Below are 23,543 nucleotides of genomic sequence, written 5' to 3'. Positions count from 1 at the left end.
GCTCCGACATACCCGTAATGCAAATTACCGAAGTTTTCTGCATTCACCAATCTGTCACCGAACCAATAATACGGCCTGTGTTCGGGGTTTTCAATGAATTTAAAATCCCAAGCCATTTCTGAATCAACCTGATCTTTAAAAAAGAACGGCTGTAATTTATGTTTTTCCATTATTTTGGCATTCGCTTCAAGCATTTTCTTATCTTGCTCAGGCGTATGTATTTTTTCTGCCGTTGAAAGTTTTTTTGCTATATCAGCCGTTTGCCAACCCGTTCTGCGCATTATCGCCCTAACAATATCGGTTCCGTCTGCATATTCGGTTTTTGATTTTACTTTCCCGTCTATGCCTACTATGGTCAATGTATTATTTTCACCGTCATCCAAAAGTTCATATCCGTCTTTTCACGTTTTAAAAGCCAATAATCCTTACTCCAATCATAGTTGCCCGCTACATGGCCGAGCATGGTCATCATATCGCCGCTTTTATAGGCGTCTATGTCTTTTTGTAAAATAGTACTGTCGGCTATGATATTGCCCATGCTCTCACTGTAACGTTGGTCTGCCTGCATCCGCAAGGCCATTTCCGTATGCCCTATCACGGCGCGGGCGGTTTCCATAAACTGTTGTTGTCCGCTTCCTACAAGGCCGTCCCTATACGCTTCGTGTCCTAAGGTTATGCCCATGGCAAGCTGTTCTTCGCGGCTCATTGTCTCTTTATAGTTATCCAAGTATACCGTTCGCTTTCCGTCTTTGGTTACCGTCTCGGCTTCTCCCGTGCCCGTTCCTCTTGCAAGTACGGTATCTCCTTTCAGTATGCTTTCAAGCTGTAGTCGCTGCATACCGTCCCCAAAGCCGTACTGTGCTCTCAAGGCTGTAGCAGCGTTACCTAAGCCGTCCCGTTTGGCGGCTTTTTCTATCTCTCTATTCTTATTCCAGTGGCTTGCTCCGGCCAATGCCCCCGAGATTCTTCCAAGGCTTATGTCGGTACCGCCCATAGTCGCACCGCTTTCTATCGAAAGCGGATGCTTACCGAGTTTTTGCATAGGCAAAAACTCGCCGCCGGGAAAGTTTATATGAGTATTTTTAAGCTTCTGTTTCACATACATCTTTACCACTGCGTTTTCCATTCTTGTGATTCTGTTGAAACCTTTTTTATAGATAAATTTGAGCTATTAATAAAGTTATCAAGCTCCATTTCAAAAGTTTTACGTTGCTCTAAATAATCTTCAGGAAACTCCCAGTATACAAAAACATAATCAATAAAAAATTTATTATAACTTCTTTTTTTCCAAATTGAAGATTGTGATGAAGCATCCAAATCTATTTTTACCCTTGAACCAATTATATAATATACATAGTTTATAAGAAAACGGCGCTTTCCTTTTCTCCATATAATATATTCAATATAGTCTTTTGGTCTGTTTTCTGTAAGTCCATATTTATTTTTCAGTTGTAGCCAAAACTCATCCAACAATTTCTCAACTTCTTCTTTACTCGTATTTTCTACAATATAGCCATAGGGGGAAGACCAATGGACATTATCTCCGCCTGCACCGAAAACGGCACATACCATAAAAATAAGCAATACGGAAATTATAGCAATTATTTTTTTTACGTTCATAACGTTTCCTGCCGTCTTTAACTTATCTTCGGTATTAAAGTCGCCGAGAACTCCTTTCCCCTATTATACCACATACTTTACATAAACACTATGAAAAAATCCGTTACGCCGGGGAAAAACGAATAAAATACAGGAAGAATTTGCATCATTTTAGAAAGCTTGCGCTCCCTTGTCCGCTTTCCCTTCGTTACCCTCTTCTATATCCAAATACTTCCCGTATACCCAGCCGTCGGGATAATCGTCCGTTTCTACTTTATACCAATACCATGATTCTCCGTCGATTATAAACGGTTCTTCACTTTTATCCTTTATTTTTACCTTATCACCTTTATTTAAAAAACCCCACGTATCACACGACAAATTCGGCTTTACGCGAAGACGAACACGGCTGTCGTTTAAAACGGCATTCTGTATCGGTATTTTGGCAGGACCGGATATGCGATATAATAGATTCTCTTTCCCGTAAGGAATACCAGTGCCTTTTAAATCACCTTCAAAAAAAACTGTATCGTTATCAATAAATGTACATATTATTTTTCTTTCCCACTCATTATTTTCAATTCCGATAACAAATATTAATTGTGATCTATCATCAGTATATATATCTTTTAACAACCATGAACGACCATCATAAAACTCATGATGTTGTTGATCAATAAATATACAAGCTCGCTTTATCCACGGAACTGGCTCTTTTTTCTCAAGAATCTTCTCATATAAACTTTGATCTATCCAATTTCCATCTACATCTTGTGCATAAAGAATAGATACGACAGCAAAAACAAGTAAAAAAAAGAAACTTTTATTTTGCATATAAATAAACCTCCACCGGCTTAGGAATTCCTGTTGTCCACCCCGGATTATGCTAAAAATATTCCTATCTGCATAAAAACCCGCAGCTGTTATTCCTGTATTCAAAATCTCCGCCTCTATCGGTACCGTTCACTGTTGCCGCCTTTGTCCGCTCAAGCATTCACTAGTCTATGTAATATTGTTCTAACCTTCCACTAACCAACTTATATGGACAAGATAATCATCAACAAATTCAAAAGAAACGTCCCCACCATCAAGTCCGTAGAGTAATCCATCCTCTGTTGGCACTGCAATATTTTCACCAAATATTTTTTTTACATCGTTTATCGTCATATTATTTGACAGCAACGGTGAAAAATAGGCAAAATCTCCCGTTATAACCCAGGCCATTAGAAAATGTTTATGATTTTTTTCAGAAATGAAAAATAGAAATTCCGCATTTTTATATTTATGGAAAAGCATTACTGCATCTTCAAAAGCATTCGGAGCATAATCCTGAGCAGAAGTTGTCCTCACACTAAGCGGTTGTCCATAGTTTTTAATACTTTCTTCTACGGTCTTTGAATTATTAACTATCTTATCAACAAGTTTGTTAATATTTGTATAATCATATTTCTCTTGCGCACACAAAAAACAAGTATAACTCACACATAAACACATTAATACTATTTTTTTCTTCATTCCCGATTTCTCCTTTCCTCTAACGCCCCCGTTATGAGCATATAGGCAAGGGAGCCGGGTTTGGGAATTTCGGGAAGGGCGTCTTTGGAAAACCATCGGGCGTCGCTTATTTCGTTTTGCTGAACGCATATGTCGCCGCTTTTCCAATCGGCACGGAAACCGACCATAAGCTGATCCGGGAAGGGCCAGCTTTGGCTGGTTACATAGCGTATATTCGTTACTTCAATACCCGTTTCTTCTTTTATTTCGCGCGCAACGCAGTTTTCAAGGGTTTCGCCGGCTTCAACGTAACCTGCAAGACAGGTATAAATATCGGTATTGCGTCTGCTGTGTTTTGCCAAAAGCAGTTTGCCTTCTTTTTCCACCAATACGATTATCGCAGGCGAAAGCGAAGGATATACACGCCTTGTGCACTGTACACATACGCGGGCGGTTTCATCTTCGGCGTCTTTCATTGCATTGCCGCAATGGGAGCAAAAACGTACTCCGCCCTTCCAATTAAGCAAAGCATGGGCGCGCGAAGCTTCAAAAGCAAACGGAGAGGCGGCGGCAAAAACCGAACGCAGGGGAAGCCAGCAAAAATCGGATGAAACCGGTACGTCTTTTTCAAGGCGGGCAGCCGTATATTCGTAATCGCTGTCATAAAGCCAATCGCAGACAAAATGATGATGCATACAGCGTTCGAACACTTCAAAGGGCGGCAATTCACTTTGATTGCCGGCACATACAAGCAATTTATTTTCCGAGAACAAAAAAAGGTTTTGACCGGCAGCTTGAGCCGGATTACTGATTAATGCCATATATACAGCATAACATGATACCGCGTTTTTGGCAAATCCCCGATTTTTACTTTGTAAATTATTGTGTTTCGTTTCGTGTCCACAAACCGTTCCCGAAGGAAAAAAAACTGTTTTCCTGCACAACCCGTTCGGAAACGGAAGCGTAAAGGGTAACTCGGTTGCGGCCCTGCCGTTTGGATTCGTATAAAGCTTTATCGGCTTGGTCGATTAAATCCCGAACCGACATATCGGGGGTTTCCGGTGTAAACATCGAAACGCCTATGGAAATGGAAGACTTTATGATTATGCCGTGATATTCAAAAAAATGTTCTTCAACGGCATGACGGATACGATCGGCAACTTTAAATGCGGCTTGTTTATCCGTATCGAAAAGCATAACGGTGAATTCTTCGCCGCCGTAACGCCCCGCCATATCCTGGCCGCGGATTCCGTCTACAATAATTTTTGCTATTTGCTGTAAAATCAAATCGCCGCATGCATGACCGTGTGTATCGTTTATTTTTTTAAAATGATCCACATCTATCATCATAAGACAAAGCGGTAATTCATTATCCTTTGAAAATTCAAGTTTATCGGCTAAAACCTTATGAAAATAATGTTTTAATTTTAAACGCGTCATTATATCGGTTGTCGTCATTTCAACCAAAGCCGCATTATTAACCGCAATTGCGGCAAGAGATGCTATAGTTGCAATTTGCTCTTTTTCGTATTCATTATACGGAATGTCTTTTTTCCCTTCAATACGGTCGCCTAAAAGCAAAATACCGTTTAAAATTGTTTTTTGATTAAGAGGAACAATCAACGACGGATTTAAATCGGTAAATTGCCTTATCGGTTCGCTGTTGCCGAATAAATCGGACAATTCATCAAGCGTATAAATCGTATTCGTTTTACTCAGATATTGGATAAGGGGATGGTCGGCTGCAATAAAAAGAGGTTTGCGGTCATCCAATCGCAGTACATTGTAGTTTTCTTCCAAAATAAAAAATTCGGAATCAAAACTTTTATGAATATATACCGCCGCTCCCGAAACCCGCATTTGACACATACAAATATATAAAACCGATTCTATTAAAGTCGGCAAATCCAAAACCGAATATAAACTTTTTGCAATTTCAAGCAATTGTTTATTGTCATATAAGTTTTTTTCAAACTTTTGCAGAGCTTTTTCGGAAAAAGGATAATCTTCTTTTTTTCTTCTTTGCATATCAGTATACCAACTTCGATACGGGAACGATATTATAACCGGCTTCCAAAATTGCATTAATCAGTATTTCCAGTGTATCACAAAGGGAAGCGCTGCGCCAAGATTCGGCTAATCCGCAGGGGAACAAAATAACCGTTCCTTCGGATAGCTGCGTACAAATATCGCTAATGTGCTGTGCCGAAAAAAAGAAGTTTTGACCGGATCCTTGCAACCTGTCTTTTTCGCAATACGTACAAATTATCCGCTCTATCAAAGTGTAGCCGGCATTTTTTCCGGCTTGTTCGATTAGGGGCGAAAAACGGCAATAGGGCGTATGCCAAAAAAGCTTTAAATCTTTGCCGGTAAGTTCGAAAAATTCGTCTTCATTTTTCGCAAGTCCGCGGCGGATAAAATTTTCATCGACAATAAAATCATCGGACAATAAATCGACGCTTGTATGAAACATAGACGCACATTCATGTCCCCTTGTATCGATGGCGGCAACCGAATCGGGAAAACGGCGCATAAATTCGCCGTTTATAAAAAAAGTGGCGGATAAACCCCGTGCCGACAGGGTATTTAAAATATAGGGAAGGCTTTCCGCTCTGTCCAAGGCATCAAAGGCAAGGGCGATATTTCCTTTTTGCGGTTTTATATCGTAAAAACGTGTAAGCAGGGGAAGGTTGCGGCTCGGGCCCTGAAGGGAGCGCACAATTATAACATTGTCATAAAAAGCCGATGTTTTTTGTTCAAATAAAATACGCCATTTACGGTTCATTGTTTGTTTTTTGCGCATATTTGCCTGTGCTTCCGCAATCCAGGTATGTGTATCTTCATTATATCTGAAGGTACCGGCGGAAACGGAGGCAAAAATCGAGTCGCCGTTTTCATTCCAAGAAAATTTATCTGCGGACGATAAAAACAACACTTTTTTTGTACCGTCGCTGCAATTCCATAAGCGGACGGTTTCTTCACCGCCGACATACAACGAAGAAGAATTGCGCCATGCAAAAGAAATAACCCGTTCGTCGGCATATGCAAACTCAGCCTTCCATGTATCTAAAGAATATACATGCAATACTCCGTCCGCACAAAAGGCTATTCTTTTTTTATCCGGAGAAAGTGCGGGTTTTAAAGCGGCGGGGGGAATCTGCAAATCGGCAAACCGTGCCGGAATTTCGGAATCGGATGTTTTGCGCGGAGGCTGCAACGCATAAACAGCACTCTTTTGCGTTCCGTCGGGAGCAAAATATTCAACCCAAACAACCGGAAGCGTTTTAGCTTCGCTGCGCACCGTATGCGGGGTCACTGCGCTATGCGGAGTCCAAAAAACGTAAAAAGCCGAAGCTGCATCGCTTACGGGCAAAAATGCCGAATTATATACATTTATTCCTTTTTCAATGTCAAAATAAAAAATATTTTTATGCGCTTGTATTATTACAAACCGTTTTCCGGTTTCATCCGCCCAAAAGGTATCTTCCCTTCCGTTAAAATACCAGGGCAAACGTCCGATAATTTTTCCGGTTCCCAAAACGGCCGAATATAAAGCACGTGTGTATAATTCATGCGAAAAAAGAGAAAATATCAAATATCCCTGTATATACACCAGTTTTTTTTGACCGATCCAATGCACACAGGAAATATTCCCCTCACCGACAGTACGAAATTTTTCATCGGCCAAAGCCGGGTCAAAAGCATTTTTCGGCTGAATAAAATATAATTTGTTTTCTTTTTCATAAATCAATATTTCGGAATCGGGCGACCACAATACCGGTATGTCGGTAAAACTGAAATCGGTTTGTTCTACCAAAACAAGCTCTTTACCCGTTTGAGTTGAAGATAAAACAATACTGCCCGATACTGCGTTTTTTTTCCGAAACAAGCATATCCAATTTCCGTCCGGACTTACTGCGGTTTCCATAAGATTATCGCGTATCCGGGCCTTTAATGACGGATGAGGATATAAAGAAGGCGTTGAAGATAAACAAGTTAAGGTTTGAGCTGCAAAGCCGTACATAAATACACCGTCGGCATTTCTTATTTGTAAGAATTTTCCGCTTTGCAGGGAATCGAGTTTTTGCGGAAAACAGGTTAAAAGTTTCGGCTCATCCCGTATCGCTTTAGGCTCGTGCTTATTCGGATTCAGTTTTGCCGAATACAGATTATTCCATGATAGAGTTCCCTGTTTTATCCGTGTGGAAAAAAGCAGCCCGTCGTCGTTATTTAAGTCAATATCCGCAAATGAAACTTGTGCATACGCGCAATACGGCATATGCACAAGGACTAAAAAGAATAAACACAAAAAAAGGGGTAAAAAGATTTTATTTTTTTTATTCATCTTTTTTCGGCAGCCTCCATAAAACGAATTACGTCTTTTTCTATTTCATTTAATGACTGCTCCATTTTACTTATACGGCCGGATACGCTTTTTTCCTGTAAATCTTCCAAGCGCTGAAAAACCTCGCCGCCGGCGGGAAAGGCACGTTCACCGTTGATACGGGAAAAGCCGCACCAGGGGCAAAAAATAAAAGAACCGTCAACCGTTCGGCCGCAAAAACGGCACACGCCTACCGATTGCATATATAAACTCCCGTTTTTAAAACTTGAGTACTTGGGAAGGATTAATAAGCTTTCCGTCCCTATACACCGAAAAATGCAAATGCGCCCCCGTCGAGTAACCGGTATTTCCTACATAGCCTATATGCTTTCCCTGTTCAACATACTGACCGTTTTTTACCGATGACGTAAACATATGAGCATACAGGGTTTGGTAACCGTTCCCGTGATTTATTATAACATAATTCCCGTATATATTTGAATACCCGGAAGCGGCAATTGTGCCCGACATAGCGGCCTTTATTGAGGTACCGTGCGGAACAACCAAATCTATGCCGGTATGAAATGTCCGTACGCCGGTAAAGGGATCCGCTCTCCATCCGTAGGGGGAAGAAATACGCCAACGAACGGCAAGAGGTGCGCCGAACAATTCCCCTAAAGCTTTTTTTAGAGCCGAGGTGCTTAAACGCGCCCCCGGAATAAAAAGATTTGTGCCGGCATACAATACATCAGAAGACAATTCGTTTACATCAAGTATTTCTTCCATACTTGCACCGTAGTTTTTGGCGATCGAATCCAAACTGTCGCCGGAACGGATGGTATACAAAAGACCGTCTATAGACGGAACCCGCAATTTTTGACCGGCTCGTAATAAGCGGACATTGTCTATGCCGTTTACCGCTATGAGCGTTGATATATTATTTAAACCGAACCGTTTGGAAATGGAAGAAATACTGTCGCCTGCACGCACGGTATATTCCCTGTAAGTTACCGGCATTTTAAATAAAGCGGAAGCTTCGCCGCCGTCGGCAAGCGAAATATTTCCTTCTCCGTCGAATTCCGCCCCGGAATTTAAAGCAAAATTTCTCATTTTTCCGCCCAATATCGTACTGTCGGTTTGAACGGAAACATCGAATCTAAAGGGGGCGGCATAGCTGTATATATAATTTAAAAATCGGACGGCGGCGGCGCTTGCAAGCAGCAGTAAAAAACCGGCTAACAAAACCGTTTTTGCTTTTACAAGCGTACATGCGAGATTTTCCGCATATTTTATTCCGTGTATAAAAAAACTGCGAATATTTTTACCCGCAGCTTCCGCAAACCGTCTGTTCGGCCGCTGTAAGCTGAGCATTTCTTCCATTGTGAGTGTGCCGCAGGAAGCATAGACTTGTTTTAAGTCAAAACAACTGATAATTTCCATATATAGACTATCGACACAAGAGGATGTTCATATTAGAATATTGAATATGAAGCTGCGTTTTTTTTTAATTTCGGGTATATGTATAGGTATTGCGGTAAAACTTTTTGTTATCGATATTGTAAAGGTTGCAGGAACTTCAATGGAACCGGCTATTAAAGACAATTCAATTATATGTATCAATAAGCTTGCATACGGTATACCGAAACCGCTCGGTTCTTCGCTGCTTTTTCAATGGAAAGAACCCGCGCTCGGCGATATTATCGTATATATGTATAAGGGCAAACCCGTTATAAAACGCTGCGCCGCATGTGCGGGAGAAGTACTGGAATTTTCATCGGATTCCGAGTATAGTTTATCTGTGGGAGAAAAAACATATCCGCTTACGGAAAAACAATATCAGCGTATAAAATTCGATACGGTTGTTCCCGAAAAAACCGTATTGGCTCTGGGCGACAACAGTTTTTATTCCGTGGATTCCCGCGATTACGGTTTTATCCCCACCGAAAACGTGTTAGGAAAGGTAATAGGCAGATAATATGCAGCGATTAAACGGTTTTTTTTCTAAAACGAGAATCATTTTTTTTTCTTTTGTTTTGATACTGCTCGTTGCATACATCGCTTTCAGCTATGTTAAACTTGCTTTTACTCCCCCTGCGGAAATTATTGCAAAAACGGAAGCTCCCCGCCGCGGTTCGATATTCGACAAAAACGGAAAACCGTTGGCAGTTCAAACCAATTTTTACCATATAGCGGTTACTCCGTCGGCCGTTGAAGATTATGAGTACTTTGCACAATCTCTTGCCGGCGTATCGAGTTTAAGCGCACAGCATATTACCGCCGCTTTACGAAGCGCTTCGTCCGATTTTTTATACTTGAAAAAAAAGATAAATACGGATCAAAAAAATGCAATAGAAGCCGTTATTGCCGAAAAAGGGCTTACCGGTATCCGCTTAGATAAAATACAAGGACGTGTGTATCCGGAAAATACTTTGGCTTCTCAAGTTATCGGCTTTATGGGAGATTCCGGACAGGGCTTATCGGGCATGGAATATTCCATGCAGCAAGTTCTTGCTCCCAAAGACGGCAGTGTGCCGAGTTCCGGTAAAAATATCTTTTTAACTATCGATGCGAATCTTCAGTACAAACTCGAACATATTGCCCATGCCGCCATGGAAGAAACAAAGGCCGAAAGTTTTATGCTGCTGGCAGCAGAAGCCGATACCGGTGAAATTATTTCTTATATAAGCTTACCCGCAGCGGATTTAAACCGATATCCTTCTTCAAGCGTCAGCGAGCAAATAGACCGTCCGGCAGTGCTGGCCTATGAACCCGGTTCGGTATTTAAAATATTCAGCGCCGCCGGATTTATCGATTCGGGGAAGGTCGGAAAAAATGAAATATTCGTATGCGACGGCGAATATCATCTCAAATCTTCGGGCGGAGAACGGGCGGTAATTACCTGCTTGGGAAGCCACGGCAGGGTAAGCGTTCGAGAAGCTCTTCAATACTCGTGCAATGAAGGAATCGCACAAATGAGCGAAAAAATCGGTGCGGAAGATTTTTTACGCAGTTTACGGAATTTCGGCTTCGGCGAAAAAACCGGTATCGAATTGCCGTCGGAAACGCGCGGAACCCTTAAATCCGTATCCGACAAATATTGGTCGTTCCGTTCAAAACCGACTATATCGATAGGTCAGGAAATAGCGGTTTCCGCACTGCAAATAGTGCAGGCGGCAACGGCATTGGCAAACGGCGGCATCCCCGCACAGCTGACCCTCATATCGAAAATCACCGACGCCGACGGTACGGAAGAATACCGTCATGTTCCGGCATTTAAAAAACGTGCCGTTTCTAAAGATGCGGCGGATTATATTTTAAGCTGTATGGAAACAACCGCCCGCTACGGTACGGGTGCGCGTGCTTCTTTAGATGATATTTCAATCGGAGTCAAAACGGGAACCGCTCAAATGTTGGATACCGAAACCGGCAAATACAGTACAACCGACTTTGTATCGAACTGTGTGGCTCTTTTTCCCGTCAATAAGCCTAAAATAGTTTTGTATATCGTCGTTACAAAGGCGCGCGGCGAAACGCTTTCGGGGAGAATCGTAGCCCCCATTATCGGGGATGCCGCAAACGTCATTATAGACTATCTCGGTTTGGCACGCGGCAGCGCTCCGTCTTTTGCTCATTCCGGCTATATACGGCTTGAATCGAATTCGATTCCGGCCATCGGTGAAAAATTACCCGATTTTACGGGAACACCTAAAAAATTGTTAACACCGCTTTTAATGAACGAAAATGTAAATATCATTATCCGAGGCGAAGGCTGGGTTGTCGGACAAAATCCTCCTGCCGGAACCCCCGTTACAAAGGGAATGACGATTGAACTCACTCTTGAATGACAAAATAAAACAACAGAGTATGTTAAGGGAAAATCTCGTTTGTTTTGAAAAACGCTTTCCCGAACTTGCACGCAGTTTACAGAAAGCGGTAAACACAGCCTTAAGCGATACAGGCGCCGGCACCGTCCTTTTTCCTATAGAAGATATCCTCGTTTGTGAAGCAAAAAACACGGAAATTACGGCTTCGTATAAGGGTGTTTTTTTACATTCGGCATACAATCCTTCCGCCGAAGCTCAAAAAATGCTTCAATCCGATGACATAAAAAAAGCCGACACAATCGTTTTTTTCGGAGCGGGACTCGGCTACGGACCGGCAAAAGCGGCGGCTATGTATAAAAATAAAACGATTGTGGTTATAGAACCGAATCCCATACGGCTTTTATGGAGCTTTTCCCTTTTCGATTGGCATACGGTCTTTGAAGTTCCTTCGTGCGTTTTTTTACTCAATGCCGGTCATCAAAGCGTTATAGCCGTGCTTGAGCATTTCGGGTTGCAGGATTGCGGTTTTATTATACACAAGGCATGGATATCTCACGCACAGCAGTATTTTTCCGAAATCCGCGAACTTATAGAACGCAACAAGGATAAACAGCTTATAAATGAACGGACTTTGGAAAAATTCGGTTCTCTATGGCTTTCAAACATCTGTAAAAACCTGCGTTTTACCGCCGGTCTTACCGGTATAAACGAATATAAGGACTCCGGAACGTCTTTGCCGTTTTGCATATTGGCTGCAGGTCCGGGTTTGGATGACATTCTCCCCCTGCTTCCGGAACTGAAAAAACGGATGGTTTTAATATGCGTGGATACGGCATTGCGTTCGTGTTTGCGTGCGGGTACGCAGCCGCACTTTATAGTTGTAGTAGACCCGCAATATTGGAATGCCCGTCACATAGCGGATTTGCAAGCGCCGGAAAGCATTTTAATAACCGAAAGCGCCGCCTATCCGTCCGTATTTCGATTTAAATGCCGAAAAATTGTGTTATGTGCATCTATGTTTCCGCTCGGACGTTATATCGAACAATTTACCGGAAAAAAAGAAAAACTTGCCGCAGGCGGTTCCGTTGCGTCTACGGCATGGGATTTTGCACGTTTTTGCGGCGCACAACATATTTATACGGCGGGACTTGATTTATCGTATCCTGCAAACAAAACGCATGCGCGCGGCAGCACTTTTGAAGAAAACGCGCATTATGTTTCCGGAAAATTGCATAACAGTGAAACGCAAAACGCATCGGTTATCTATAACAATCCGGCATTCAAAAACGATTCAAAAACCTGCGATTATAACGGAAACCCCGTTTTAAGCGACGCGCGAATGCAGCTTTACGCATGGTGGTTTGAAAGCAAATGCGCCGCCTTTCCCCGCATAAAAACCTATACCTTATCTTCTACAGGATTGTGCATTCCGGGAATACGGCCGGAAAAAGCGGAAAACGTATTACGATTGCCCGCACGTGAACAAAAAATAAAAGACTTTTGTTTCGGCGCCGAAGGTGAAACGCAAAAAACATACAAAAACGATTTCGGCACACAAACCGATTTGCCTGCGGCCTTGCAAAAAGCGGTAGATTCCCTGCTCGCAGATATGGATGAACTGAAAAACTTAAGCGAATCGGCGATACGGACGTGTATGAAAATATGTAAAACCGAACAGGAATATATGCAGGTTCTAACGGAGCTGGATAAAATCGACGAAAAAATACGTATAAGCAAGGCGGCTGCGATTGCCTCTCTTGTGTTTCCTCCTCCTTCGACACTCGAAAAAATCATAGCGGAACAACTGCCGCCCGAACCGTCTTCAAAAAATTTCAGCGAACAGGCAAAATACAATATTGCAAAGTCAAAACAAGTGTACAAAACCATAATAAACAGTATCGATACCCATATCGCCGTTATTAAAAAAAATATATAAAAACATTTAAGTTTTTTTATAATACACCGATACTTTACATGAGAGCAAAAAAGGTAACGATGAGTCGTCAGACATCCAGACATCGTTGCAGCTCACATACAAAGCTGAAAAACGATGTGCGGTTTTTCAGCTTTTTTTTTAAGCCATCGGATACATTGTCTTGATTAATAGAGTTTTTATATATATTATATATAATATCTTAGGATAGGAAAAAAATGAATGCTTTTAATATAGCCGATCTTAAACCCGGAATCTTTTTAACGGCCGATGCCGTGTTGGATAAAAATTTTATTCTTTTAAGCGATATCACACCGCTTACGGAACCCCTTATCAAAGCTTTGACCGATTGGGATTTTAAACAAATTTTTTCAAACGGCGAGCTGACAAGTGTCCCCAATGAAGCCGACAAAGAAGCGGAAAAAGAAGCCGAAATAAAAAAACAAAACGAAAAAGTTGAAACAAGAAAAGTAGGATCGGTTATAACCGATGATATACAATCGATTATAGATGCCGTTTCCACAGAAAAAGAAAACACAAGTGAAATGCAGGCAAAACGTCTTGAAGTTGTGGAAAAAGTCTATAATCAATATCTTGACTATGTTGAAAGGGTTTATACACGCTTTGCAACGCATAAAGAACTTGATTTAAAGGCTCTTTCTAAAAATATTCAGGATATGTGCATATTTGTAAAAGACAACACCCGGTATATTTTGCGGACGATACAGTCGGCCGGTTTAAAAGATAAAAATTTTATAATTACACATTCCCTGCGCTCGACCATTATCGCTATAAGCATCGGTTTGCAATTAAGCTTACCGCTGAGCAAACTGATAGAATTAGGGGTTGCCTGCGTATTGCATGAAATGGGAATGCTTAAATTGCCCCCCCAATTGTATATGACGGATAAACCTTTAACAATCAGTGAAAAAAAAGCTTTATTAACCCACCCCATTCTTGCATATGACATTCTTAAAAGTTATAACTTTCCTCTAAGCATTTGTTTGGGCGTTTTGGAACATCACGAAAAAGAAAACACTTCAGGATATCCGCAAAAGCTGGACGGGGGCAGGATTTCCATGTATGCAAAAATTATTGCAGTTGCCTGTACCTTCGAATCGATGACCGCACACCGTCAGTATAAAGAACCCCAAAATAACAACGCCGCAATGATAGAGCTTTTAAAAAATACGGGAAATCAATATGACGAATCCGTTATAAAAGCCCTTTTATACAGCGTTTCTTTATTCCCGCTCGGAACATATGTGTATCTTTCGGACGGAAAAATAGGAATGAGCGTCGATGTGAATCCCTTGGATCCCAAAAATCCGGTTATAGAGCTTATAAACGAAACGGATGAAAACGGGGAGCCGAAACTTGTTCAACCCGGCGGTCGCGATTTAAGTATAACACGCGCCCTTACCGAAAGTGAAATGACCGATTTACTTAAATCCATGCCGTCTAAAAAAGCAAGGGTTGCTTCATAAGCAATCCGGGTTATGTTAACGATAAGCGCTCTTTTTCTTCGGCAAGGTCTTTAAAAAACTGTTCGTCTATCGCCGGCGGATTTTTTTCAAAGTATAGGATTTGCTGCAATTCTTCTTTATCTTTGATTTTCCATAAGGGCAAGGCATGTTCGCTGCGCCTGAAAAAACCGACGGCAAGGGGTATATTTTTTATCTTGCCGGCGGCAAGGGGTTTATCGGCCAAAAAAACCAAACCGTTTTCCATGCAGATATCGGCGCACTGCATGTACACATCCTCGGATAAAAAATTAAACGGAAACAGTACAGCTTCATAAAAATCGGAAAAAACGATATCCTTTATACGGTTTAAATTATCCGATACAAAACCGGTATGCAAAATCTTGCCGCTTTGCCGAAGTTTTTCCAAAGCATCGTATAAACCGTCTTCTCCGTTCGGAACGGGTATAAAACCCGGATCCTGAATTTTATATAAATCGAAGGAATCGATTTGAAAACATTCAAGAGCATTTTGCACTTCCCGTTCCAACTCAAAGCCCGTTTTGGCTTTACTTAAAAACGAAAGCCGAATGCTGCTGCGAACTTCACAGAGCAAAGCATTTAAATCGGCATATATAAACGGAGCGTTTACCGGTAAACAGATATTAAAAAAATTAATACCGCCCTCATATGCACATTTTATTATATCCGCAAATTCCGCCCCGCTGATCGCTCCGCTTTGTACCGCATTCATCAAATTTTCCGTATTTACGGCAACACGGCTTACGACAAGATTTGTTTTTCCCAAACGTATGTATTCCATAACAAATCGGGCACGGCTCAGTTTGTCCGGCTGTATCCTTTGATTTCTTCGCGCAATCGTTCGGCCAAAGCCGCACGGGGCAATCTCACCTGTTCCATCGAATCGCGGAAACGCAGGGTGACGCTGTTGTCGTCCTTTGTTTCGTAGTCGACCGTAACGCAAAAGGGCGTGCCGATTTCATCCTGACGGCGGTAGCGCTTACCGATGGCACCGGCTTGATCGTAATCGGTAACAAAGTCGTCTTTTAATTCGTTTCGGATTTCCTGAGCGATTTCCGCCAAGCCGTCCTTTTTCATCAGGGGCAGCACCGCAACCGTAACCGGGGCGATTTTCGGGTGAAAGCGCAGCACCGTTCTCCAATCGTCGTCGTTCCCCTTGTCCGCGACCTTTTCTTCTTCGTAAGCATCGCACAAAAACATCAATACGTTGCGCGTAAGGCCTGCCGAGGTTTCGATAATATAGGGAATGTAGCGCTCGTTGCCGTTATCCTGATCGATGTACTGCATGTCCTTTCCCGAATATTCGGTATGGCGCTTTAAGTCGAAGTCCGTGCGGTTGTGCACCCCTTCCAATTCCTGAAAGCCCATCGGAAACTCGTATTCGATATCGTAAGCGTCTTTTGCATAGTGGGCAAGCTTTTCGTGGTGATACCAGCGGAGCTTGTCCGTACGCACGCCGTATTTTTTGTAAAAGGCCCAGCGTTCATTGCGCCAAAACTCGAAAAACTTATCGTCCTCGCCCGGCTTTACAAAAAACTGCATTTCCATTTGCTCGAACTCGCAGGTACGGAAAATAAAGTTTTTTGTAACGATTTCGTTGCGGAACGCCTTTCCCACCTGCGCAATACCGAAAGGAATCTTCATGCGGTTCGATTGAATGATGTTTTTATAGTTGACGTAAATACCCTGAGCGGTTTCCGGGCGGAGGTAGACGATACTTGCCGTATCTTCGGCCGGCCCGATGTGGGTTTTAAACATAAGGTTGAATTCGCGCGGTTCGGTCAATTCGCCGCTGCAAGCCGGACATTTTTTTTCGGCTAAAGCCTTTTGATCCATCGTATCGGCACGGTAGCGCATTTTGCATTTTTTACAGTCAACCAGGGGGTCGGAAAAGTTTGCAACGTGGCCGGAAGCTTCCCATACGCGCGGATGCATTAAAATGGCGGCATCCAAACCGACGATATTGTCGTGCAGCTGGGTCATTTCCTTCCACCATGCGTTTTGTATATTTTTTTTCAGTTCTATGCCCAAGGGGCCGTAATCCCAAGCGCCCGCCTGCCCGCCGTAAATCTCGGAGGACTGAAACACAAAGCCGCGCCTCTTGCACAAACTGACTATTTTTTCCATCGAAATTGCATGATCTTCCATAAAAACTCCTGTACATCTCCAAATGCCGTCTGCAGGCACAGCCGACACGGAAGCCCCGGCTGCCGAACAAAGAGAGCGCTTTTGAAGTCCGTACAGTATATCACGGAAAAGGCAAGCGTGTACAGGGGCGTAAAAAACATAAAAACTTATTGACATTAATACCGTCATAGGCTATATTTTGGCTCAAAAAGTTATACAAGACTAATATTCTCGGAGAGTCAGTGTGCGTAAAATCGCTGTATACGGAAAGGGCGGCATAGGAAAATCGACTACGGTTTCCAATTTATCGGCCGCATTAAGCGTTAAGGGGTACAAGGTAATGCAAATCGGCTGCGACCCCAAAGCCGATTCGACCAGAAACATTATGGGCGGGAAAAAAATTCCTACGGTTTTGGATTCGCTTAAAGAAAAAAAATCAATCAGTCTTGAGGACGTCGTGTTTACGGGCTTTAACGGCATATTGTGCGTTGAATCGGGCGGCCCTACTCCCGGAATCGGCTGTGCAGGACGCGGCATTATCACCGCCTTTGATACCCTTGAAGATTTGGGCGCCTACGAAACATATAAACCCGACATCGTACTCTACGATGTTTTGGGAGATGTCGTATGCGGCGGCTTTGCCATGCCCATACGCGACGGGTATGCAAAAGACGTGTGCATTGTAACATCGGGTGAAATGATGGCCTTATACGCCGCCGACAATATTTTACGCGCAGTGCATAATTTTGCGTCCCGCGGCTATGCAAAGTGTGCCGGCTTGATTTTAAATAAGCGCAATATAGAAAACGAAGATGAGATTGTCGCCCGGGCGGCACGGGAGATGAACACATCCGTGTTAAAAACCCTGCCGCGCAGCCGGTCGGTTCAGGAAGCCGAAACAGAAGGTAAAACCGTTATCCAAGCCCTTCCCGATTCGGCTATGGCAAAAGAATACGAGGATTTAAGTTCCGTCATCTTACAGGTAACCGAAGATGTGCTGTAATCATTTTCAAAACACCCTGCACTACACATCTCCCGCCCACGGCGATTGGGGTTTGGTACGGGTTGCGATGATGCTTCCCGAATCTCACCAGCTTTTTGTATGCCCGGCCGCGTGCGGAAGGCACGGAGCTTTGGGGGCCTATCAGCAAAATCAAAAAGAACGGTTGTCGTATTTATATGTAGACCAAAGCGATATTGTAGACGGTTATGACGATTTAATCATTCAAGCATGCGGTGAATTGCTTGAAGCGTTGGATACAAAGCCGAAGGTTTTACTCATCGTCGTAAGCTGCATTGACGACTTTTTGGGCACCGATCACGAAGCCGTAGCCGAAAAACTGCACAGCTTACATCCTGCCGTCCGTTTTATATTCGGCCACATGAATCCCATTTCTTTGGATAAAAAACATCCGCCGATGATAAGCACCCTGCACGCCGTATACGGTTTGCTTGAAAAAAACGATACCGAACTGTCCGCAGTGAACCTGATAGGCTGTTTTGCCGGCATCGAAAAAAGCTGCGAATTGTACCGCTTTTTAAAAACACTGGGTATCGAATATGTCCGCCATATCGGCGAGTGTAAAACTTTTGAAGACTTTAAGCGCATGGAACAAAGCCGGCTTAACCTCTTGTTTTCTCCTGCGGGAAAGTTCGCCTGCGAAGGAATGGAAAAAAAAGCCGGCATTCCCTATATTCCCGTTTTTATCGGTTATGACAAAGAAGAAATAAAAAAACAATATGCACGCATAGCGGCCTTTTTCGGCGCACAAACCGGCACCGAAAGTACCGCGTATGACTTTAGCGCCGACATCGAACAGGCGGAAAAAGCCGTACAAAGGGCAAAAGAAAAAATCGGCAGCCTTCCGGTTATTATTGACGATTCGTGTACGCGCCGCCCTTTTTCGCTCGGCCGCGTATTGCTTAACTACGGCTTTAATGTAGTGCGGATTTTTGCACAGCAATGCATTCCGCCCGATAAAGCCGCTTATGACGAAATCGTATCGGCGCATCCTGAAGTGGAAATCGTACAACCCCAGCACCACGATATTTTAAAATTCGACAAGCGCCTGCCTGAAAGTTTGGCGCTCGGTTTTCAATCGGGCTATATATCCGCTTCCGATTACGTGGTCAACCTCGTAAACGACGACGGACTTTTCGGCTTTGACGGTGTGCGCCGCCTTGCGGATATGATGAGCGATGCTTTAAATCAAAAAGCGGACTTGGAACGAATGATAAAGGAATACGGACTGGTAATATGAAAAATTTAAGCATTTGGCTTCCGCCTTTTTCCCCCGATTACTCGGGCGCCGCTTCGGTTATGTTCGATTTTAACGCCCTTACCGCCATGCATGACGCGGCAGGCTGTACGGGCAATTATACCGGCTATGACGAACCGCGCTGGTACAATTCCGAAAAAAACATACTTTGTTCCGGCATGCGCGAAATGGACGCCGTATTGGGCGACGACAGCATATTGACCGATAAAATGCTTGCCGCAATAAAAAGCCTCAATCCCGAACTTACGGCCCTGGTCGGCACCCCCGTTCCCATGCTCATCGGTACCGACTTAAAGGGCCTTGCCAAAGAATTGGAGGCCGCATCGGGCATTCCGTCAATCGGTATAGAAACAACGGGAACCTCGTACTACGACAGGGGAATCTTTATTACATGGAAAGAACTCATAGATAAATTCGCCCGAAGCGACAGTGCGGTAACGGAAAAAAGCGTAAACATTATCGGGGCAAACCCCATCGATTTTGTACTATACGAAAACATGGAAAGCCTGCAAGCGATTTTAAAAGATGCAGGTTATACGGTCAATTTTTGCGCTATGCAAAAACTATCGACAAAGGACGTGCAAAACTTATACGCGGCGCAGGCAAATATCGCCGTGTCGCAATCGGGCTTTTTAATTGCCGATTATCTGTACAAAAAACAAAAACAGCCCTTTATAGCAGGTTATCCCGTAGGAGAGGCGGAAATTGCAGGTTTTATACGGGAATTGCAAACGGTGTGCACTGAGCGGGAAAACCGCGTGTGGGGAGCCGAACCTGAGGACGGCCCAAGCGGCTCGGCTTCCATATTGCTTGCAGGCGAACAGATTTTTTGCAATTCGCTCAGACACGCCCTCAAACATCAATATCATATTACCGGAATCGAAACCGGCTGCGTATTCGGTTTTTATGAACGCATTGTACAAAAAGGAGATACGGAACTCCGGGACGAGGGAGAAATAAAAAAACATATAAACGATCCGCGCTTTAAAATCATAGCGGCGGACCCGTTTTTTAAAAAACTTATCAAACACAGGGACAACCTTGATTTTATGGAAATGCCGCATTTCGGTATTTCAAGTAAATTTTATAGAAAAGACGCACGGCAATTTATAGGAAAGGGAGGTGATGACATTTTAACCGATTTTTGTACAAAAATCGGCCGCGTACAACAATGACAGGCATAACACAGGCTTGCCCGTCTATATAGAATTTTTTAGGAGAATAAAATGAAAAAATATACCGTACTTTTGGGAATTGCCGTATTCTTTTTTATCTTCGTTTCATGCGGCAAAGAAACAAAAAAAGCCGCCGATACCAAGGCGGCCCTCAGAACCGTTGTCGATCATAACGGAGAAACCGTCGAAATCCCCGGCGAAATCAATAAAATCGTTATTCACCAGCTTTTGCCCCTGCCCTCTGTACTCTGCGTATTCGACGGATCCGCCGACCGCTTGGTGGGCATTCCGCCGGCTTCCATGACGGCCGCACGGGGCTCTTTGCTTGAAAAAACCTTCCCCAAAATAACATCGGCTTCAACCGCCTTTACAAACGGCAACGATTTGAACATTGAAGCCCTGCTCAATTTGGAACCCGACGTTGTTTTCCACGGCGCAGGACCCGAAATGAGCAAAAAACTGCGTGAAGCCGGCCTTAATGCAGTCGGGTTCAGCGCGCGCAAATTCGATTACGATTGCGTCGTTACCTTTGAAAAATGGATAGACTTGTTGGGACAAGTATTGGATAAAGAAGACAAAGCCGCAGGTATCGGAGAATACGGACACAAAGTACATGCCGATATTCAAAAGCGTTTGGAAAAAATCGACGCAAAAGACAAACCGCGCGCAATGATTTTGTTTAACTACAACGACAGCGCGCTCACGGTTTCGGGAAGTCAGTTTTTCGGTCAATACTGGCTTACCTCAACCGGAGCCGTCAATGTCGCAGAAGATTTAAAGGGCGTTGCTCCGGTCAACATGGAGCAAATTATACAGTGGGACCCGGATATCATTTATATCACCAACTTCAGCCCGCGTATGCCCGAAGATTTAATCGAAAACAAAATCGGCGACCACGATTGGAGTCAAATCAAAGCGGTAAAAAACAAAAAGGTGTACAAATTCCCCTTAGGCATGTACCGCGGCTTTCCGCCGGCTTCCGACACTCCCCTTATTTTACAGTGGCTGGCAACGCACAACCAGCCGGAACTCTTTAAGGACATTGATATTATCAAAGAAACCAAAAAGTTTTACAAAAAATTTTATCAAATCGATTTAACCGAAGAAGATATCCGCACGATATTCAATCCTTCAAGAAGCGCCGGGAAGTACAAATGACAAAAGAGCACCGAAAATTTTATATAGGCATATCGGTATTAGCCGTTTTATTTTTTGTTACCGCACTTTTGTGCCTTAATATAGGCCGCTATCACGTTCCCTTGAATAAAATGCTTTCGGTGCTCTTTAATTATGCCGACAGTATGAGCGCCGAGCCGAAACTGCATTCGATTGTGTTTAAAATACGGCTGCCGCGCATACTGCTTGCCGCCTTTGCAGGAGCAGGCCTTGCCGTTGCGGGGGCGGCCTTTCAAGCCCTGTTTTCAAACCCCCTTGCCACCCCCGATACCCTCGGAGTGGCATCGGGCGCCTCTTTCGGAGCGGTTGCCGCCCTGCTTTTTTCGCTGAACGCCTTATTCGTACAGCTTTTTGCATTGGCGGCAGGCATTGCGGCTTTGTTTTTAACCGTCCTTATCGGAAAAAATAAAAAGGGCGGAAAAAGCAATATCATTATGATTATACTTGCAGGAATGGCCGTATCGTCTTTGAGCCAAGCCCTTGTATCTTTGGCAAAATATCTTGCCGACGCCGAAGAAGTGCTGCCGGCCATTACCTTTTGGCTTATGGGCAGCATGGCAAGCGCAAAATACTCGCACCTTATCATAGGCCTTCCCTTTATTACAATCGGTATGCTTCTTTTATGGAGCGTACGCTGGCGGCTGAATATCCTTACCTTCAGCGAAGACGAAGCGCGCTCCTTAGGCGTAAACGTAAAAGCGGTGCGCCTTATTACCATGTTCAGCGCAACCCTCATCACCGCTTCAACCGTTTCCATGTGCGGCCAAGTAGGCTGGGTGGGTTTATTGGTGCCCCACATCGCACGTATGATTTTCGGCAACAACAGCAGCTTTGTTATTCCCGCAAGCGTCGGTTTGGGAGCCGTTTTAATGATTATTATAGACACGGCGGCACGCAGCCTTATCAACTCCGAGATTCCCGTGTCAATTTTAACCGCCGCCTTGGGAGCGCCCCTTTTTATCTTTCTCTTAAAAAAAACGGGAGGAATACAATCATGACCTTTGAAGTTCAAAACGGCCGCTTTTCATACGGCGGACAAAAAAACATTATAGACAATATAAGTTTTACCCTGCATCAGGGAAAAGTATTATCAGTACTCGGCCCGAACGGTGTCGGAAAAACAACCCTTTTAAAATGCTTAATGGGCTTACTGAAATGGAACAGCGGATGCACCCTGCTCGACGGCAAAAACATACGCGACTATTCGCCCAAAGAGTTTTGGAGCAAGGTTGCCTATGTGCCGCAGGCAAAACAGTCAACCTTTGCATACACGGCCCTCGAAATGGTAACCTTCGGGCGCTCGGCCCACTTGGATTTTTTCCGCCAGCCTACCGATGAAGACCGCCGCACCGCCCTTGCCTGCATGAAAGACATCGGCATCGATTTTTTACAAAACAAGCTGTGCAGCGAAATGAGCGGCGGCGAATTGCAAATGGTGCTTATAGCACGCGCCCTTGCCGCAAACCCGCAGCTTTTGGTATTGGACGAACCGGAGTCAAACCTTGACTTTAAAAATCAATTGACCGTTTTGGACACGATAAAAGATTTATCGCGCACAAAAAACATAAGCGTTATCGTAAACACCCACTATCCCGACCACGCAATCCAAATAGCCGACAGCACGGTTATTTTAAAACGAAACGGCGAATGTTTATACGGAGATACCGCACGGATTATAAACGAGGCAAATCTCATCGACGCCTTTAACGTAAAAGTCCGCCTGCGCGATGTGCTTATAGAAGAAGAAACCTATACTTGCGTTATCCCCGTCAGCGCATAGAACCGGCACATCTTAATTCTTTGAAAAATCCCGTACACGGATGTACGAAAACGTTTTATGTGAGGAGTTTTGCAAAGCAAAACTCAAGGTGTACACTGCACACGAGGTGCAGTGTACACATAATCCCTGCCGCACAAAGATGTACGCTTTTATATCCGCCATGGACGGCGGATACATCCTTATATAGCATAAAAACTCACAGGACGTGAGTTTTTATGCCCTTTTACGGAATTCCGCTCTTGACATTCGGGGGGGGGGGGGGGGGCATAATAGAATGAACTGACCCCACATTTTAGGACAGTTTAAGCCGATTTTTTGACCGGCGGT

The 23,543-nt window shown here is 43.7% G+C and carries 22 protein-coding genes; 10 read left to right on the top strand and 12 right to left on the bottom strand.

Annotation, left to right across the window (positions count from 1 at the left end; genetic code table 11):
- The 10 genes from H0R92_RS13445 to H0R92_RS13400 form a co-directional block, all read right to left on the bottom strand.
- Positions 1-383, bottom strand: a 383-nt coding sequence (locus tag H0R92_RS13445; protein ID WP_432965982.1) for a hypothetical protein, incomplete at its 3' end; no start/stop codon positions are given.
- Entirely contained in the window at positions 356-1,099 is a 744-nt protein-coding gene (locus H0R92_RS13440; RefSeq protein WP_432965979.1) for a hypothetical protein, read from the bottom strand. The genes H0R92_RS13445 and H0R92_RS13440, both read right to left, overlap by 28 nt.
- Positions 1,100-1,107: 8 nt before the next feature.
- Entirely contained in the window at positions 1,108-1,620 is a 513-nt protein-coding gene (locus H0R92_RS13435; protein ID WP_432965976.1) for a hypothetical protein, read from the bottom strand.
- 150 nt (positions 1,621-1,770) lie between these two features.
- Complete coding sequence (locus H0R92_RS13430) at positions 1,771-2,538, bottom strand: SH3 domain-containing protein (protein WP_432965973.1); 768 nt, start codon at positions 2,536-2,538, stop codon at positions 1,771-1,773.
- Between the two features lie 78 nt (positions 2,539-2,616).
- A complete protein-coding gene (locus H0R92_RS13425) occupies positions 2,617-3,114 on the bottom strand; it encodes a hypothetical protein (RefSeq protein ID WP_432965970.1) in 498 nt (165 codons plus the stop codon).
- Positions 3,111-3,914 (bottom strand): NAD(+) diphosphatase, encoded by an 804-nt coding sequence (gene nudC, locus H0R92_RS13420; protein WP_432965967.1) that lies wholly within the window; start codon positions 3,912-3,914, stop codon positions 3,111-3,113. The genes H0R92_RS13425 and nudC overlap by 4 nt, the downstream gene beginning before the upstream one ends.
- Before the next feature lie 58 nt (positions 3,915-3,972).
- Positions 3,973-5,121: a diguanylate cyclase DgcA gene (gene dgcA / locus H0R92_RS13415; protein ID WP_432965964.1), complete on the bottom strand. Its 1,149-nt coding sequence runs from the start codon at positions 5,119-5,121 to the stop codon at positions 3,973-3,975.
- 1 nt (position 5,122) lies between these two features.
- Complete coding sequence (locus H0R92_RS13410; RefSeq protein ID WP_432965961.1) at positions 5,123-7,438, bottom strand: polysaccharide deacetylase family protein; 2,316 nt, start codon at positions 7,436-7,438, stop codon at positions 5,123-5,125.
- The gene (locus H0R92_RS13405) at positions 7,435-7,680 is read right to left on the bottom strand and encodes a hypothetical protein (RefSeq protein ID WP_432965958.1); all 246 of its coding nucleotides are present in this window, start codon (positions 7,678-7,680) and stop codon (positions 7,435-7,437) included. The genes H0R92_RS13410 and H0R92_RS13405 overlap by 4 nt, the downstream gene beginning before the upstream one ends.
- A 16-nt stretch (positions 7,681-7,696) precedes the next feature.
- The gene (locus H0R92_RS13400; RefSeq protein ID WP_432965955.1) at positions 7,697-8,857 is read right to left on the bottom strand and encodes a peptidoglycan DD-metalloendopeptidase family protein; all 1,161 of its coding nucleotides are present in this window, start codon (positions 8,855-8,857) and stop codon (positions 7,697-7,699) included.
- A gap of 46 nt (positions 8,858-8,903) precedes the next feature.
- Between H0R92_RS13400 and lepB the strand changes: the two genes are divergently transcribed.
- From lepB to H0R92_RS13380, 4 genes are all read left to right on the top strand, one after another.
- Complete coding sequence (gene lepB / locus H0R92_RS13395) at positions 8,904-9,392, top strand: signal peptidase I (RefSeq protein ID WP_432965952.1); 489 nt, start codon at positions 8,904-8,906, stop codon at positions 9,390-9,392.
- Between the two features lies 1 nt (position 9,393).
- Positions 9,394-11,262, top strand: coding sequence for a penicillin-binding protein (locus H0R92_RS13390; RefSeq protein ID WP_432965950.1), 1,869 nt, complete (start codon positions 9,394-9,396; stop codon positions 11,260-11,262).
- Between the two features lie 19 nt (positions 11,263-11,281).
- Positions 11,282-13,177 (top strand): motility associated factor glycosyltransferase family protein, encoded by a 1,896-nt coding sequence (locus H0R92_RS13385; protein WP_432965947.1) that lies wholly within the window; start codon positions 11,282-11,284, stop codon positions 13,175-13,177.
- A gap of 215 nt (positions 13,178-13,392) precedes the next feature.
- Positions 13,393-14,661, top strand: coding sequence for an HD-GYP domain-containing protein (locus tag H0R92_RS13380; RefSeq protein ID WP_432965944.1), 1,269 nt, complete (start codon positions 13,393-13,395; stop codon positions 14,659-14,661).
- A 10-nt stretch (positions 14,662-14,671) separates the two neighbouring features.
- Here the strand turns inward: H0R92_RS13380 and H0R92_RS13375 are convergent, their stop codons facing one another.
- On the bottom strand, positions 14,672-15,460 hold the full coding sequence (locus tag H0R92_RS13375) for an aldo/keto reductase (RefSeq protein WP_432965941.1): 789 nt from the start codon (positions 15,458-15,460) through the stop codon (positions 14,672-14,674).
- 17 nt (positions 15,461-15,477) lie between these two features.
- Positions 15,478-16,827: a glycine--tRNA ligase gene (locus tag H0R92_RS13370; protein WP_432965938.1), complete on the bottom strand. Its 1,350-nt coding sequence runs from the start codon at positions 16,825-16,827 to the stop codon at positions 15,478-15,480.
- A gap of 223 nt (positions 16,828-17,050) precedes the next feature.
- Here H0R92_RS13370 and H0R92_RS13365 point away from each other — a divergent pair, with 223 nt between their 5' ends.
- The 6 genes from H0R92_RS13365 to H0R92_RS13340 are packed head-to-tail and all read left to right on the top strand — an operon-like array spanning position 17,051 to position 23,216.
- Positions 17,051-17,809: an AAA family ATPase gene (locus tag H0R92_RS13365; protein ID WP_428769388.1), complete on the top strand. Its 759-nt coding sequence runs from the start codon at positions 17,051-17,053 to the stop codon at positions 17,807-17,809.
- The gene (locus H0R92_RS13360; protein ID WP_428769390.1) at positions 17,799-19,067 is read left to right on the top strand and encodes a nitrogenase component 1; all 1,269 of its coding nucleotides are present in this window, start codon (positions 17,799-17,801) and stop codon (positions 19,065-19,067) included. The genes H0R92_RS13365 and H0R92_RS13360 overlap by 11 nt, the downstream gene beginning before the upstream one ends.
- Positions 19,064-20,260 (top strand): nitrogenase component 1, encoded by a 1,197-nt coding sequence (locus tag H0R92_RS13355; protein ID WP_432965933.1) that lies wholly within the window; start codon positions 19,064-19,066, stop codon positions 20,258-20,260. The genes H0R92_RS13360 and H0R92_RS13355 overlap by 4 nt, the downstream gene beginning before the upstream one ends.
- Positions 20,261-20,311: 51 nt before the next feature.
- A complete protein-coding gene (locus H0R92_RS13350; protein ID WP_432965930.1) occupies positions 20,312-21,418 on the top strand; it encodes an ABC transporter substrate-binding protein in 1,107 nt (368 codons plus the stop codon).
- Positions 21,415-22,434 (top strand): FecCD family ABC transporter permease, encoded by a 1,020-nt coding sequence (locus H0R92_RS13345; RefSeq protein ID WP_432965927.1) that lies wholly within the window; start codon positions 21,415-21,417, stop codon positions 22,432-22,434. Before H0R92_RS13350 ends, H0R92_RS13345 begins: the two co-directional genes overlap by 4 nt.
- A complete protein-coding gene (locus H0R92_RS13340) occupies positions 22,431-23,216 on the top strand; it encodes an ABC transporter ATP-binding protein (protein ID WP_432965924.1) in 786 nt (261 codons plus the stop codon). Before H0R92_RS13345 ends, H0R92_RS13340 begins: the two co-directional genes overlap by 4 nt.
- Positions 23,217-23,543 lie beyond the last annotated feature (327 nt).

Source organism: Treponema sp. OMZ 840, assembly GCF_050937815.1.
Taxonomy (GTDB): domain Bacteria; phylum Spirochaetota; class Spirochaetia; order Treponematales; family Treponemataceae; genus Treponema_C.
Note: the sequence above shows the minus strand (reverse complement) of the source record. Positions and strands in the feature narration are given on the sequence as shown.